The sequence below is a fragment of the Microbacterium sp. STRO-2N genome, assembly GCF_057747775.1.
This window is the reverse complement of the sequence record NZ_CM173223.1, coordinates 1,381,957-1,394,944: the sequence shown is the minus strand read 5'-3', so window position 1 is coordinate 1,394,944 and position 12,988 is coordinate 1,381,957. Positions and strand designations below refer to the sequence as shown.

Genomic DNA, 12,988 nt, shown 5'->3' with positions numbered 1-12,988 from the left:
GGCTCACGCGCCGGGCATGCCCTGCAGTTCGAGGCCCAGCCATCTCGCGAGTTCCCGGATCTCGCGCTCGACGGCGCCGGCCACGTCGTCGGTGAACGGCTCGTCCTCGTGCACGGCGTTCACTCGAAGCACGCCCGCCTTGCGATCGGCCTTCGCGTCCAGCTTGCCGACGAACCGGTCGCCGTGCAGGATCGGCAGCGCGAAGTAGCCCCACCGCCGCTTCGCGGCGGGCGTGTACATCTCGAGCAGGTACTCGTAGTCGAAGAGCTCCTCGAGCCGCCGGCGATCGAACACGAGCCGGTCGAAGGGAGACAGCAGCGCGGTGCGCGGCGCGAAGCCCCCGATCGCCTCGAGCAAGCCGGGGTCGATGCGCCACGTGCCGTCGACGCCCTCGACGACCGCGATCTCGCCGATCGCGCCGACGTCGATGGGCTCGATCGGCTGGGCGACGCTCTTCGACCTCGCGATGCCCAGTGACGCGAGCCGTCGCTCGGCGCGTTCGCGCGCGGCATCCTCCGGCGTGAGCTCGAGCGGGTCCGAGGGATAGACCCGTTCAGCGAGGTCGAAGAGCCTCCCGGCCGAGTCCCGCCGCGAGATGGCGACCTCGCCGCGCAGTACCAGCATGTCGAGCATCTGCAAGGTGTTGCGGTTGTCGGTCCACCCGGATGACGTCCACGAGACCTGGGCCGTGTCGGGGATCTCGGCGGGCCGCAGCGGTCCGTCGATTCGCAGCCGGTCCAGCACGTCCCGACGGAAGCGGTCGTTGGCGCTCAGCCACTCCCGAGCACGGGCGGACTGCGGTCTCGTACGCATGTCGGGGATCAGCAGCGGAAGGTCGGTCATCGTCCGGTAGAAGCCGCCCCACTCGAAGACGGCGCGGTCCTCCTCAACCAGACGTGTGAGGTCGGCGGGCTGGTAGGGCCAGCCCAGCCTGCTCCACAGGATGAGATCCGTGCTCGGCGCGATCGCGGCCGTCGGCTCGATGCCGACGACCGTGAGTGCATCGATCGCCTCGACGATGCCCGCGGGGCGCTCGGCGGAAAGCAGCTGGGCGCTGATCGCGAGCCGGCGCGCTTCCTCACGCGTCAGCTGGTACGGCATGCGTCGACGCTAGCGAGGGCTCCGGACACGCGCCTTCCGCATCAGAATTGGACGCGCGGGGGCTCCGAGATGGCGGCGCCGTCGATGACCTCGAAGAACTCGCGCTCGTGGAAACCGAGGTTGCGCGCGAACAGATTGTTCGGGAACACCTTGATCTTGGTGTTCAGCTCCCGCACGCCGCCGTTGTAGAAGCGACGCGAGGCCTGGATCTTGTCTTCGGTGTCGACGACTGCCTGCTGCAGCTGCAGGAAGTTCTGGCTGGCCTGCAGCTGCGGGTAGGCCTCGGCGACCGCGAACAGCGACTTCAGCGCCTGCTGCATGTGTCCCTCGGCCACACCCGCGTCAGCGGGTCCCGCCGCCGACAGCGTCTCGGCGCGTGCCCGCGTGACGTTCTCGAAGACGGCCTTCTCGTGCGCGGCATAGCCCTTGACGGCCTCGATCAGGTTCGGCAGGAGATCGGCGCGGCGCTTGAGCTGAACGGTGATGTCGCTCCACGCTTCGTCCACTCGCACGTTCAGCTGCACGAGCGAGTTGTAGGTCGCCCACAGGTAGATGCCGGCGATGACGATGAGCGCCACCACGATGATGACTGCGATCAGCCATTCCATAGGCGAGTCTCCGTTCGAGGTTTCCCTCATCCTAGCGACGGCGACTTCGAAGCCACTGTCCCGGGCACGGTACTCTCAGCCGTTACCCACCGAGCACGCGGTCGAGGTAGGCGTTGCGGAACAGCCTGTCCGGGTCGAGTCGGTCGCGCAGCGCGACGAAGTCGCCGAAGCGCGGATACTTCTCCCGCAGCACCGACGCGTCCAACGTGTGCATCTTTCCCCAGTGCGGGCGGCCGCCGTGCGCGAGCATGATCTGCTCGACCGCGCCGAAGTACTCCGCGGGGTCCTCGCGCCAGTACCGGTGCACGGCGATGTACGCGCAGGCGCGGCCGTGGGCGGTCGAGAGCCAGCGGTCGTCTGCGGCGGCGAAGCGCACCTCGACCGGGAAGCCGATGCGCCACCCGCGGTCGTCGATCAGCGCGCGCAGCGCGTCGAACGCCGGGCGCACGCTGTCGGCCGGGAGCGCGTACTCCATCTCGCGGAAGCGCACCGAGCGAGCGGTCGCGAACACGCGGTTCGAGGCATCCGTGAATTCACGATCGCCCCACACCTTCGCCGAGATGCGGTTGATCGGCGGCACGAGCGGCGGGATCGCCTTGCCCACCGAACAGGCCGCGTGGTGCAGGCCGGTCCCGACGAGGACGTCGTCGATCCACTTGCCGACGGGCGACAGCGGATGCCGGGGCGCACTCTCGGGGAGGCGCGTGTTGGTCTTGGTCATCGCGCGGTCGGTGTGCGGGAACCAGTAGAACTCGAAGTGGTCCGCACCGGCGACGCGGTCCTCGATCTCGTCGAGCACGTCGTCCAGCGCCTCGGGCCGCTCGACGGCGTGCAGCACGAACGCCGGGACGCAGCGCAGCGTCACTTCGACGAGGATGCCGAGCGCGCCGAGTCCGAGCGCGACCGCGGGCAGCAGCTCCGGGTCGTGATCGTCGTCGACGCGCAGCAGATCACCGGTCGCGGTGACGAGGGTCGCGCCCACGACCTGCGTCGCGAGGCCTCCGAACCTGGCGCCTGTACCGTGCGTGCCGGTCGAGATCGCGCCCGCGACGGACTGCCGGTCGATGTCGCCGAGATTCTCCATCGCGAGCCCGTACGGCGCCAGGAGCGCCGGCACCTGATGCAGGCGTGTGCCGGCGAGCAGGGTGACCCGCGATCGCTCGACGTCGACCGAGACCAGTCCGCTGAGATCCCGCAGCTCGAGCAGCACGCCGGGCGCGACTGCGATGCCGGTGAAGCTGTGCCCCGCGCCGACCGCCTTCACCGGGATCCGCTGCGCCGCCGCCGCGACCACCGCACGCTGGACGGCCTCGACCGTGCGCGGGAACTCGACCCGCTGCGGCCGCACCGCCTCTGTGCGGCCCCAGTTCTGCCACCTGCCGCCCGGCCGCGTCACAGGAACGCCTTGCCTTCGCCGCGATAGGTGTCGGCGATGCCGACGACGGCGTCGCCGTCGACCACGTGATAGCGCTCGACCCGCTCCGCGAGCTCACCGCTCTTGGCGTGTCGGAACCACACGCGGTCGCCGACGCGCAGCCCCCGGGCCGCGTCGCCTCGCAGCGGGGTCTGCACCTCCCCCGCTCCCTCGCGGGGGGCCATGCGCAGGCCCTGCGGCCACACCGCCCGGGGCTGCCGGGATTCGAGCGCGGGACCGGATGCGATCCACCCGCCGCCGAGCACCGTCGCCACGTCGGGCGCGGGCTTGCGCACCACCTCCAGGGCGAACGCGGCCGCCGGCGCGGGATCGAAGGCGCGGTATCCGTCGAACAGGTGCCCCGCCAGCAGGCCGCTTCCGGCGGTGAGCTCGGTGACGGACTGATCGGATGCCGTGACCTCGAGCGATCCCGTCCCGCCGCCGTTGACGAACTCGAGCGGGGCGATGTCCCGCAGCGCGGTGACGATCGCGCCCCGACGGTCCAGGAGCTCGGCCGCAGAGCGGCGCTGCATCCACCGGATGACGGCGTCCCCGGAGCCCGTGGCATCCCCCTGGCCGGCGATCTGCGCCTCGTACATCATCAGACCCACGAGGGCGAATCCCGGGCGGGCGGCCACCCCGCGCGCGAGCGCGGCGACCTCGCCTGCTTCGTGGACCGGCGAGCGGAGCACGCCGATGTGCCCGAGCGCGGGAGCGCGCCACGACGCGTCGGCGTCGATCGCCACGCGGATGACGGGGCGGCTCCCGGGTGCGACGACCGAGTCCACGAGATCCAGCTGGGCGAGGTCGTCGATCATCAGCGTGATCCGCGCCGCGGCGGCCTCGTCGGCGGCCAGCGCCGCGATCGCCGCTCGGTCGACGGTGGGGTAGCCCAGCACGATGTCGTCATGCTTCTCTGCGAGCCATAGCGCCTCGGGCAGCGTGAACGCGAGGATGCCGCGATAGCCGGGGACGGCCAGCACAGCATCGAGCACCTCACGCACGCGCACGGACTTGCTCGCGACACGGATCGGCACTCCCCCGGCCCGGACCACGAGATCCAGCGCGTTGAAGCGCAGCGCCTGGAGGCTGATCGCGGCGACGGGGCCGCTCACCGCCTCGACGGCACGGGTCATGGCGCCCCAGTAGGACGCCGGATCGGCCCACGGCTTCGTCGCCGGGGGAACGGACAGCAGGTCAAGGCTCATACGGCCCGCTTCGGGTGCGCGCGCATGCGCTCCAGCCTAGAGCCCGAAAGGCACGACGCCCGACGCTGCCGAGGGTGCGTCGCGTACCCCCGGTGGGATTCGAACCCACACTGTGGCGAGTTTAAGTCGCCTGCCTCTGCCGGTTGGGCTACGGGGGCGATCGCCTTCCTCACGAAACGCGGATGCCGCGACCCATCCTCTCAGACGGGTCGCGGCATCCGGCTGGAATCAGCTGCCGGCGGCCACCTTCTCGGCGGCCTTCTTACGCGGCGCCGGCTTCTTGACCGGCTCGGCGGCCTCGACCGGCTGCGGCGGGCGCGGACGCGCAGCGAACTCCTCGAACACGTAGCGCGGGTTCTGGACCGTCGACAGGTTGACGAGGTCGCGCCCGAGCCAGAAGTTGTTCCACCAGCCCCACAGCACGCGCCACTTGCGCTCCCACGACGGCATCGCCAGTCCGTGGTAGCCGCGGTGCGCGAGCCACGCGATCGGTCCCTTGAGCGCGATCCTGCCGGACTGGAAGACACCGACCCACAGGCCGAGGCCGGCGACGGCGCCGAGGTTCTTGTGGAAGTAGTCGCGGGGCAGCTCGCCGCGCAGCACGCCGACGAGGTTCTTCGCGAGGAGCTTGGCCTGGCGGACGGCGTGCTGGGCGTTCGGCACGCAGTAGCCGCCGACGCCTCCACCCGACAGGTCCGGGACGGCCGCCACGTCGCCGGCGGCCCAGGCGCCCTCGACGATCTCGTCCTCGGAGCCCACGCGCAGGTCGGCGCGCGTGCGGATGCGGCCGCGCTCCTCGACGGGGAGGTCGCCGCCGCGGACCACCGTCGGGTTGGCCATGACGCCCGCCGTCCAGATGATCAGGTCGGTCGGGATGACCTCGCCGGTGGAGAGCTCGACGTTGCCCCCGATGGCGCCCGTGACCTGCGTGTCGAGGTGCACGGAGGCGCCGCGCTGGGCGAGGTTCTTCAGCACCCACTCGCTCGTCTTCAGCGACACCTCGGGCATGATGCGCCCCATCGCCTCGATGAGGTGGAAGTGGGTGTCGTCGAACGTGAGCTGCGGATAGCTCTTGACCAGCGACGAGGCCAGCGAACGCAGCTCGGCGAACACCTCGATGCCCGCGAACCCGCCGCCGACGACGACGACGGTCAGCAGCCGGTCGCGCTCGGGGCCGGGGGGCAGGACGGAGGCCTTGTCGAAGTTCGACATCAGCTTGTCGCGGATCGCGACCGCCTCTTCGATCGTCTTGAGCCCGATCGCGTTGTCGGCGATGCCCGGAATCGGGAAGGTGCGCGAGACGGCGCCTGCGGTGACGACGATCTGGTCGTAAGCGAACTCGTAGGGCTCCCCCACGATCGGCGTGATCGTCGCGACCTTGTTCGCGTGGTCGATGCCGGTCACCTTCGCCGCGATGACGGTCGTGCGCTTGAGGTGGCGGCGCAGCGCGACGACCGAGTGGCGCGCCTCGATCGAGCCGGCCGCAACCTCGGGGAGGAACGGCTGGTACGTCATGTAGGGCAGTGGATCGACGATCGACACCTCGGCCTCGCCCTTGCGCAGGTGCTTCTCCAGCTTCCACGCCGTGTAGAAGCCTGCGTAGCCGCCACCGACGATGAGGATCTTGGGCACGGTGTTGGTCACGAGTGGAGAACTCCTCCTGTGTCAGCGGCTCGGCGCACGGGACGCCAATCGGATGCGTCGGACAGCTGCGGTGACGCCGAGCGCCACCAGTATAGCCGCCGCCGTGAGCACCGAGAGCGGCAGCGTGCCATACAGCAGCGTATTGCGATCGGGAAGCAGCGGCGATTCCTCCGGGGTCGCCGGCTCGGCGCGCGGCAGCGGCGGGACCTCGACCGTCGGGACCGGTTCCGACGGCAGTTCGGGGTTCTGCGCGCGCCGGTACAGCCGCACCCATTCCTCGAGGCTGCCCATCGGGTTCTCGCTGACGGACGGGACGGATGCCGAGACCGCGGCCGCGGCATCCACCAGTCCCTCGCCGTAGAGGAGCGGATCGGGGACGCCCGTCGTGCCGGGGGCCGGTCGCGCGGTCTCGAGGATGCGGTTGATGACGTTGTTCGCGTCGAGGTCGGGATGCGCGGAGCGCACGAGCGCGGCGATCCCCGCGACGATCGGTGCCGCGCCGCTCGTGCCGTCCCACTGCACGAGGCGTCCGTCGGGCGAGACGCCGATGAGCTTCTCGCTGGGTGCCGCGACGCCGATCGTGATGCCCTGGGTGGAGGCATCCACGCTCGCGTGACCCTGCGGATCGACGCCCGCGACGGTCAGCACGCCGGGGATCGTCGCCGGCGCCCCGACGCGCGTCGTGCCGCTGGCCCGGTTGCCCGCGGCCACGACGACCACGACGTCGTTCTCGAACGCGTAGAGGAACGCGTCGTCCCAGCTCTCCGGCCAGTCCAGCACGTTGGTCGTGAGCGACATGTTGATGACGTCGGCGCCGTGGTCGACCGACCAGCGGATGGCGTCGGCGATCTGGTCCGTGAACGAACGGGCCGCCGCCGAGCCGAAGCCGACCGACACCGAGAGCAGCTCGGCCTCCGGCGCGACGCCGATCATGCCGGTGCCGGGGCCGGTCCCCCGCGCCGCCGCGAGCGAGGCCACCCAGCTGCCGTGGTCGGAGTCGACGGCGCCGACCGGCGTGCGACCGTCCTTGGATCCGATGCCCGACACGTCGGTGCCGCCGGCGACCGCGCCGTCGAACTCCACCGGTCCCTTGGCGATGCCGGTGTCGATGACCGCGATCTTCACGCCGGCGCCGCGCGTGGTCTGCCATGCGGTCTCGATGCCGTAGTCGGCGAGCCAGTACTCCGCGGCGCGGACCGGATCCTCCCCGGGCGCCGGTGCCGTCGGCCCCGGCGCGGGCGCGGCCATCGCCGGTGCGGAGGCGACGAGCGTCAGGACGGCCGCGACGGATGCCGCGGCCGCCGCGACGGCCGTGAACCCGCGGCGCGTCATCCGGCCGTACCCGGTTGCGCGCAGACGCAGCGGTCCGGCGACCACGGCGACCTCGCCAGGGCGAGGTCGCCGATCGGGTTGACGCCGGGACCGGCCGCGAGAGCGTGTCCTGCGAGGGCGTGGAGGCACTTGACGCGCGTGGGCATGCCGCCGGCCGAGATGCCGTCGATCTCTTCGACCTCGCCGTACGCCGCGCGATCGCGCAGATACGCCTCGTGTGCGCGCCGGTAGGCGGCTGCGATGTCCTCATCGGCGAGCTCTTCGGCGAGCTCGGGCATGACGTGGTCGGCTTCCAGCGTCGACATGGCGGCCGTCGCAGCGGGATGCGTCAGGTAGTAGAACGTGGGGAACGGCGTGCCGTCGGGCAGCCGCGGCGACGTCGCCACGACGGTGGGGTTGCCGCACACGCATCGCGCGGCGATTCCGACGACGCCTCGGGCGGGCCGGCCCAGCTGATCGTGCAGGACGGCGAGGTCGGCTTCGCTGACGGGAGGGAACGGCGGAGTCGTCACGTCGCCAGGGTACCGGTGGCTGCTGGGACGGGGCTGGATCGCCCGCGTGCCCCGGCGTCGCACGAGCCGGCCGCACGTCGACGGATGCCGCGGCCTCGCGCCCCCCGGTTCAGGGCGTCGGGGCGGGTGTCGAGCCGGGGTCGGGGACGCCGATCGTCACGGGGGCGACGGTCTGCGCGAGGCCCGCCTCGGTGACCGACCGCACCAGCTGCGACATCCAGTCGGTGCGGGTCTGCTGCACCTCTTCGCTCACCGGGCCCTGCTCCTGCGGGGCCAGCTCGGGCGGCAGGTCGTTGTCGACCAGGTAGACCACTTCGCCGGGCCGGACGTAATACAGCCGCTCCCGCGCCTGCGTCGTGATGTAGGCGGGATCGCGCCAGCGGTCGCGCTGCGACTCGAGCTCGGCGACCTCCTCGCGACTGAGCTGCACGGCCGCCTCGAGGGCGGCGATGCGCTGCCGCTGGTCGACGTACGTGCCGATCGTCGGCACCAGCACGAACGCCGCCAGCACCACGAGGCCGAGCATGATGACCATGAAGCCCGACAGGCGGATGCCGCCGAGCCATTCACGCACGTCGACCGGCCGCCGCGGCGGCCGGCGTCGCGGCGCGCTGCCGGCCCGGCGGGAACGAGAAGGGGGAGCCGTCGTCTTCGCCACGGCTCCCCCTCTCGTCAGTACGCCGCTGCGCGACGCTGCTCTCGTCAGAACGCTGTCAGCGCATCAGCCCTTGAACCGGGGGAACGCTCCGCGGCCCGCGAACACCGCGGCCTCGCCGAGCTCCTCCTCGATGCGCAGAAGCTGATTGTATTTCGCGACGCGCTCGCTGCGGGCGGGCGCGCCGGTCTTGATCTGACCCGCGTTGACGGCGACGGCGAGGTCGGCGATCGTGGTGTCCTCGGTCTCGCCGGATCGGTGCGACAGCATCGAGCGGTACCCGTTCTGGGTCGCCAGCGAGATGGCGTCGAGCGTCTCGGACAGCGTGCCGATCTGGTTGACCTTGACCAGCAGCGCGTTGCCGACGCCGAGGTCGATGCCCTTCTGCAGGCGCGTGGGGTTCGTGACGAACAGGTCGTCGCCGACCAGCTGCACCTTCGAGCCGATCTTGTCGGTGAGCGCCTTCCACGCATCCCAGTCGTCCTCGGCGAGGGCGTCCTCGATCGTGACGACGGGGTAGTTCGCGACGAGGTCGGCGAAGTAGTCGGTGAGCTGCTCGGCCGACCACGGCTTGCCCTCGACGGTGTAGACGCCGTCCTTGAAGAACTCGGTCGCGGCGACGTCGAGGCCCACGGCGATCTGCTCGCCCGGCGTGAACCCGGCCTTCTCGATCGCCTTCATGAGGAAGTCGAGGCCCTCGCGGTTGCTCGGCAGGTCGGGGGCGAACCCGCCTTCGTCGCCCAGGCCGGTGGCGAAGCCGGCGGCCTTCAGCTCGCCCTTGAGGACGTGGTAGACCTCGGTGCCCCAGCGCAGCGACTCGGCGTACGTCTCGGCGCCGATCGGGGCCAGGAAGAACTCCTGGAAGTCGATGCCGTTGTCGGCGTGCTCGCCGCCGTTGATGACGTTGAAGAGCGGCACCGGGAGCACGTGCGCGTTCGGACCGCCGAGATAGCGGAAGAGGGGCAGATCGGCCGAGTCGGCGGCGGCCTTGGCGACCGCGAGCGAGACGCCGAGGATGGCGTTCGCACCGGTGCGCGATTTGTTCTCTGTGCCGTCGGTGGCGATGAGGATCTCGTCGATGACGCGCTGCTCGCTCGCCTCGACGCCCTCGATCGCCGGGCCGAGCTCATCGATGACGGCGGCGACGGCCTTGAGGACGCCCTTGCCGCCATAGCGGCCCTTGTCGCCGTCGCGCAGCTCGTACGCCTCGAAGGCACCGGTCGACGCACCCGAGGGGACGGCCGCACGCTGGACAATGCCGTCGTCGAGCAGCACCTCCACTTCGATGGTCGGGTTTCCGCGCGAGTCGAGGATCTCGCGCGCGCCTACAGCCTCGATCTGTGCCACAGGGTGACTCCTTGCTTGTGGAGGGTGGTTCGTCGGAGCATCGTCGGTCCGCCCCCGAGTCTAGTGATGCCGGATGCCGGGATCCGAGGCGGTTTCAGACGACGAGGGCGATCGCGATGCCGTCGTAGCCCTTCGCGTCGAGGGTCTGCAGCGCCGTCGCATCGAACCGCGGATCGCGGCCGAGCATCTCGAGCCCGCGCTGCACGCCGATGATCTGCGGATTCTCGGTCGCGGGGTTGGCGACCTCGCCGCCGCGCACGGTGTTGTCGACGACGACGACCGTGCCCGGGTGACCGAGGCGCGCCGCCCAGTCGAGGTAGATCGTGTTGGACTCCTTGTCGGCGTCGATGAAGACGAGATCGAACGGGTCCTCCGACGCGAGCGTCGGCAGCACGTCGGCGCCGCGCCCGAGACGGATGTCGACTTTCGCGCCGACGCCGGCGCGATCCAGGTTGGCGCGTGCGATCTCGGCGATGCGCGGCTCGGCCTCGATGGTGACGACGCGGCCGTCGTCGGGCACGGCGCGCGCGAGCCAGATCGTGGAGTACGCGCCCAGCGTGCCGATCTCGAGTACTCGCCGGGCTCCCGAGATCCGGGCGATCAGGTGCAGGAGCTTCCCGTTCACCGGCGCGACCTCGATCGGAGGAAGTCCCGCCTGGTTCTGGTCGGCGACGGCCTGCTCGAGTCCCGGCTCGTGCCCCACGAGGGTGTCGGTGAGGTAGGCGTCGACGCGGCGCCAGAGGTCGGGAGTGAGGTCGGTCATGCCCTCAGCCAATCGGCCACCTCGGTGGGCGTCAAGACCGCGCGGTCTCGCGGGCGACGAGGCCCTCGAGCAGCGCCGCACCCGTGTGCGCGTCGTCGACGGTGACGACGAAGCGCCTGCCGCTGCGGCGAGAGACTTCGATCGCCTCGCCGCGGCGCAGCACGACGCCGAATCGTCGCCCGTGCGCAGCGAGGCGCAGGCCCCAGCCGCCGAACTCGCCCATCGGGTCCACCTCCACGCGTGCGGCCGACGCGACATCTGCCAGCGGCACGTGGAAGCGCGGGATGCCGAACAGCGAGGCCACCCGCAACCCGGTGTCGTCGACGCGGACGTGGAACGCGACGGTCGTCGCCGCGAGCACGAGCATCACGGCCGCGACCACCGTCAGGACCGTCGCGAGCGCCGTCGCGGCTCCGGTCACCCAGGCGATGATCGCGGCGAGCGCGACGGCGAGCACGCCGAGCAGGATCGCCGCGACGGCGCCTGTCGACATGGCGGCGGTGCGCACCCACGCGACTCGCTCGGTCGCACCGACGCTGAGCGCCGGCTCCGCGGTCGGCGCCACCGCCGAGTCGTCGTCGTGACGGGGCTGCAGCGCCCACCCGGCGAGGCCGGCGAGCACGCCCGTGACCAGCGCCGCGACGAGCGCCGGCCAGATCGCGGGGGCATCTGCGGATGCCTCGAGCCCGGCCTGCATCGCGAACGTCACCGTGAAGGCGACGGCGACGAACGCCGAGAGCGCGGCGGCGAGCGCTCCCAGGAGCCGGTACGTGGTGCCGCGCTCTCCGCGGCGCAGGCCTGGGAGCGTCGTCAGCGCGAGGAGGACCGGGATGCCGAGCCCGAGGACTGTGGTGGCGATCGGCTGCGTCCACGCCGGAGCGAACCCGTCGGCCTCCCCCGCAGCGTTCCAGTGGATCGCGACCGTCGGCGGTACATGCGGCAGCAGCACGAGCTGCACCGCGACCGCTACCGCGACGATCGCGGCAGGCAGCCACAGCGCGACGAGCGCGAATCGGCGGACGGCGAGTTCTGGTCGGGTCATCGGGCGTCTCCTTCGGGAGCAGGGGCGGGTACGGGCGCGGGGACGGAGCCGGCGGCAGGAGCCACCGCCCCGGAGCGGTACTGCCGCAACACCGCGATCGTGCCGACGATCACGGCGAGCACGGCCCAGGAGACGACTCCCAGCGCACCCACCCACGCGAGGTCGGGCGTCTCGCCCTCGGCGACGAGCACGAGGACGAGGGCGCCGGCGGCGTTGAGCGACCCGTGCGCGAGCACGGCCGGCCAGATCGAGGCGCTGCGCAGCCGCAGCCATCCGAGCAGGAATCCCCATGCGATGCACCCGCCGACCATCAGCAGCACGCCGACCGCGTCGGGGCGGCCGAAGTTGTAGCCGAGGAGGATGACCGGCGCATGCCAGAGGCCCCACACCGCACCGGTGATCAGCATCGCGGGCCACGTGCCCAGGGGCAGCAGCACCGTCTGCAGCCATCCGCGCCAGCCCAGCTCCTCTCCGAACGCGAGGAAGCTGTTGACGAACGCACCCATCGGGATCGCGGCGAACTGCGCCACGACGAGGACGGCGATCGGAACTGCCGGCGCTCCCGGCGGGGCGACGGCAGCGACCTGGGCGGCGAAGCCGGAGAACGCCACGAGATCGAGACGCACGAGACCCAGCGCCCCGCTCGCGAGAGCCGTCGCGACGACCGCGACGATGGGCAGGACAAGGCCCAGTGCCAGGAACAGGATGAGCCGTCCGGCGGGCCGCAGCGGCCACAGCCCGAGGAACCGTGCGCGCTCGCGCGGCGGGGCGCGGAACACCCAGGTCACGATGACCGCTGCCACGGCGGGCGTGAACATCATGAGCGGCAGCAGAAGGCCCGCCGTCGGCGACGCGAGGCCGTCTCCGAGCCACAACGGCAGGGCGACGAGCCACGCGAGCCCGCAGGCCAGCACCACGAACGCGACGACCGCGCGCCACGGGACACGAGGCTGCCCGGCGGCGGGCGCCGCGGCGGCGGAACGAAAATGGTCAGCGGTCACGGGCGGTCTCCTTCACGAGGGCGGCGAGGGTTTCGGGCGAGAGGCCTGCGGCACGAGCGCGCGCGACGAGCCGGGTGATGTCGTGGTGGAGCTCTTCGAGCGCCAGGGCCTGCGCGGTGACGACCGCGCCGCGGCCGCGACGCAGTTCGACGAGTCCCTCGTCGCGGAGATCCTGGTAGGCGTGCAGGACGGTGTGGACGTTGACCGCGAGCGCGGCGGCGATCTCACGGGCGGCGGGCAGGCGCTCTCCAGGCCGCAGACGGCCGGCTGCGGCATCCGCCCGCACCGAGTCGGCGATCTGCGCGAACAGCGGCGTCTCGCTCTCGGGGTCGATCCGCAACAACACACATTAATTCTATGA

At 71.5% G+C, this 12,988-nt stretch carries 13 protein-coding genes and 1 tRNA gene; all 14 read right to left on the bottom strand.

What is annotated here, in order from left to right:
* Positions 1–3: 3 nt before the first annotated feature.
* The 14 genes from AC3ANN_RS06365 to AC3ANN_RS06300 all read right to left on the bottom strand — a co-directional run bounded on the left by AC3ANN_RS06365 (position 4) and on the right by AC3ANN_RS06300 (position 12,973).
* A complete protein-coding gene (locus AC3ANN_RS06365; protein ID WP_488340142.1) occupies positions 4–1,101 on the bottom strand; it encodes a DNA glycosylase AlkZ-like family protein in 1,098 nt (365 codons plus the stop codon).
* Positions 1,102–1,142: 41 nt separating this feature from the next.
* Positions 1,143–1,709, bottom strand: a complete 567-nt coding sequence (locus tag AC3ANN_RS06360) for a LemA family protein (RefSeq protein ID WP_488340141.1) — start codon at positions 1,707–1,709, stop codon at positions 1,143–1,145.
* Between the two features lie 82 nt (positions 1,710–1,791).
* Complete coding sequence (locus tag AC3ANN_RS06355; RefSeq protein WP_488340140.1) at positions 1,792–3,105, bottom strand: D-arabinono-1,4-lactone oxidase; 1,314 nt, start codon at positions 3,103–3,105, stop codon at positions 1,792–1,794.
* On the bottom strand, positions 3,102–4,331 hold the full coding sequence (locus AC3ANN_RS06350; protein ID WP_488340139.1) for an alanine racemase: 1,230 nt from the start codon (positions 4,329–4,331) through the stop codon (positions 3,102–3,104). Before AC3ANN_RS06350 ends, AC3ANN_RS06355 begins: the two co-directional genes overlap by 4 nt.
* Before the next feature lie 84 nt (positions 4,332–4,415).
* Positions 4,416–4,489 (bottom strand) — tRNA-Leu (locus AC3ANN_RS06345).
* Positions 4,490–4,559: 70 nt separating this feature from the next.
* Positions 4,560–5,963: an NAD(P)/FAD-dependent oxidoreductase gene (locus AC3ANN_RS06340; protein ID WP_488340792.1), complete on the bottom strand. Its 1,404-nt coding sequence runs from the start codon at positions 5,961–5,963 to the stop codon at positions 4,560–4,562.
* A gap of 33 nt (positions 5,964–5,996) precedes the next feature.
* On the bottom strand, positions 5,997–7,307 hold the full coding sequence (locus tag AC3ANN_RS06335) for a S8 family peptidase (RefSeq protein ID WP_488340791.1): 1,311 nt from the start codon (positions 7,305–7,307) through the stop codon (positions 5,997–5,999).
* Entirely contained in the window at positions 7,304–7,819 is a 516-nt protein-coding gene (locus tag AC3ANN_RS06330; protein ID WP_488340138.1) for a DUF501 domain-containing protein, read from the bottom strand. The genes AC3ANN_RS06335 and AC3ANN_RS06330 overlap by 4 nt, the downstream gene beginning before the upstream one ends.
* Positions 7,820–7,928: 109 nt before the next feature.
* Positions 7,929–8,393 carry an FtsB family cell division protein gene (locus AC3ANN_RS06325; RefSeq protein ID WP_488340137.1) on the bottom strand — a complete coding sequence of 155 codons (465 nt, stop codon included), beginning with the start codon at positions 8,391–8,393 and terminating at the stop codon, positions 7,929–7,931.
* A gap of 147 nt (positions 8,394–8,540) precedes the next feature.
* Complete coding sequence (gene eno, locus AC3ANN_RS06320) at positions 8,541–9,821, bottom strand: phosphopyruvate hydratase (RefSeq protein ID WP_488340136.1); 1,281 nt, start codon at positions 9,819–9,821, stop codon at positions 8,541–8,543.
* Between the two features lie 94 nt (positions 9,822–9,915).
* A complete protein-coding gene (locus tag AC3ANN_RS06315) occupies positions 9,916–10,584 on the bottom strand; it encodes an O-methyltransferase (protein ID WP_488340135.1) in 669 nt (222 codons plus the stop codon).
* A 31-nt stretch (positions 10,585–10,615) separates the two neighbouring features.
* A complete protein-coding gene (locus AC3ANN_RS06310; RefSeq protein WP_488340134.1) occupies positions 10,616–11,626 on the bottom strand; it encodes a DUF1648 domain-containing protein in 1,011 nt (336 codons plus the stop codon).
* Complete coding sequence (locus tag AC3ANN_RS06305) at positions 11,623–12,627, bottom strand: CPBP family intramembrane glutamic endopeptidase (protein ID WP_488340133.1); 1,005 nt, start codon at positions 12,625–12,627, stop codon at positions 11,623–11,625. Before AC3ANN_RS06305 ends, AC3ANN_RS06310 begins: the two co-directional genes overlap by 4 nt.
* Positions 12,617–12,973 (bottom strand): GntR family transcriptional regulator, encoded by a 357-nt coding sequence (locus tag AC3ANN_RS06300; RefSeq protein WP_488340132.1) that lies wholly within the window; start codon positions 12,971–12,973, stop codon positions 12,617–12,619. The genes AC3ANN_RS06305 and AC3ANN_RS06300 overlap by 11 nt, the downstream gene beginning before the upstream one ends.
* Positions 12,974–12,988 lie beyond the last annotated feature (15 nt).

Excerpts from the sequence above, each read along its gene's own strand:
- AC3ANN_RS06365 (WP_488340142.1), bottom strand. The coding sequence starts at position 1,101 with ATGCCGTACCAGCTGACGCGTGAGGAAGCGCGCCGGCTCGCGATCAGC.
- AC3ANN_RS06360 (WP_488340141.1), bottom strand. The coding sequence starts at position 1,709 with ATGGAATGGCTGATCGCAGTCATCATCGTGGTGGCGCTCATCGTCATC.
- AC3ANN_RS06350 (WP_488340139.1), bottom strand. The coding sequence starts at position 4,331 with ATGAGCCTTGACCTGCTGTCCGTTCCCCCGGCGACGAAGCCGTGGGCC.
- AC3ANN_RS06335 (WP_488340791.1), bottom strand. The coding sequence starts at position 7,307 with ATGACGCGCCGCGGGTTCACGGCCGTCGCGGCGGCCGCGGCATCCGTC.
- AC3ANN_RS06315 (WP_488340135.1), bottom strand. The coding sequence starts at position 10,584 with ATGACCGACCTCACTCCCGACCTCTGGCGCCGCGTCGACGCCTACCTC.
- AC3ANN_RS06310 (WP_488340134.1), bottom strand. The coding sequence starts at position 11,626 with ATGACCCGACCAGAACTCGCCGTCCGCCGATTCGCGCTCGTCGCGCTG.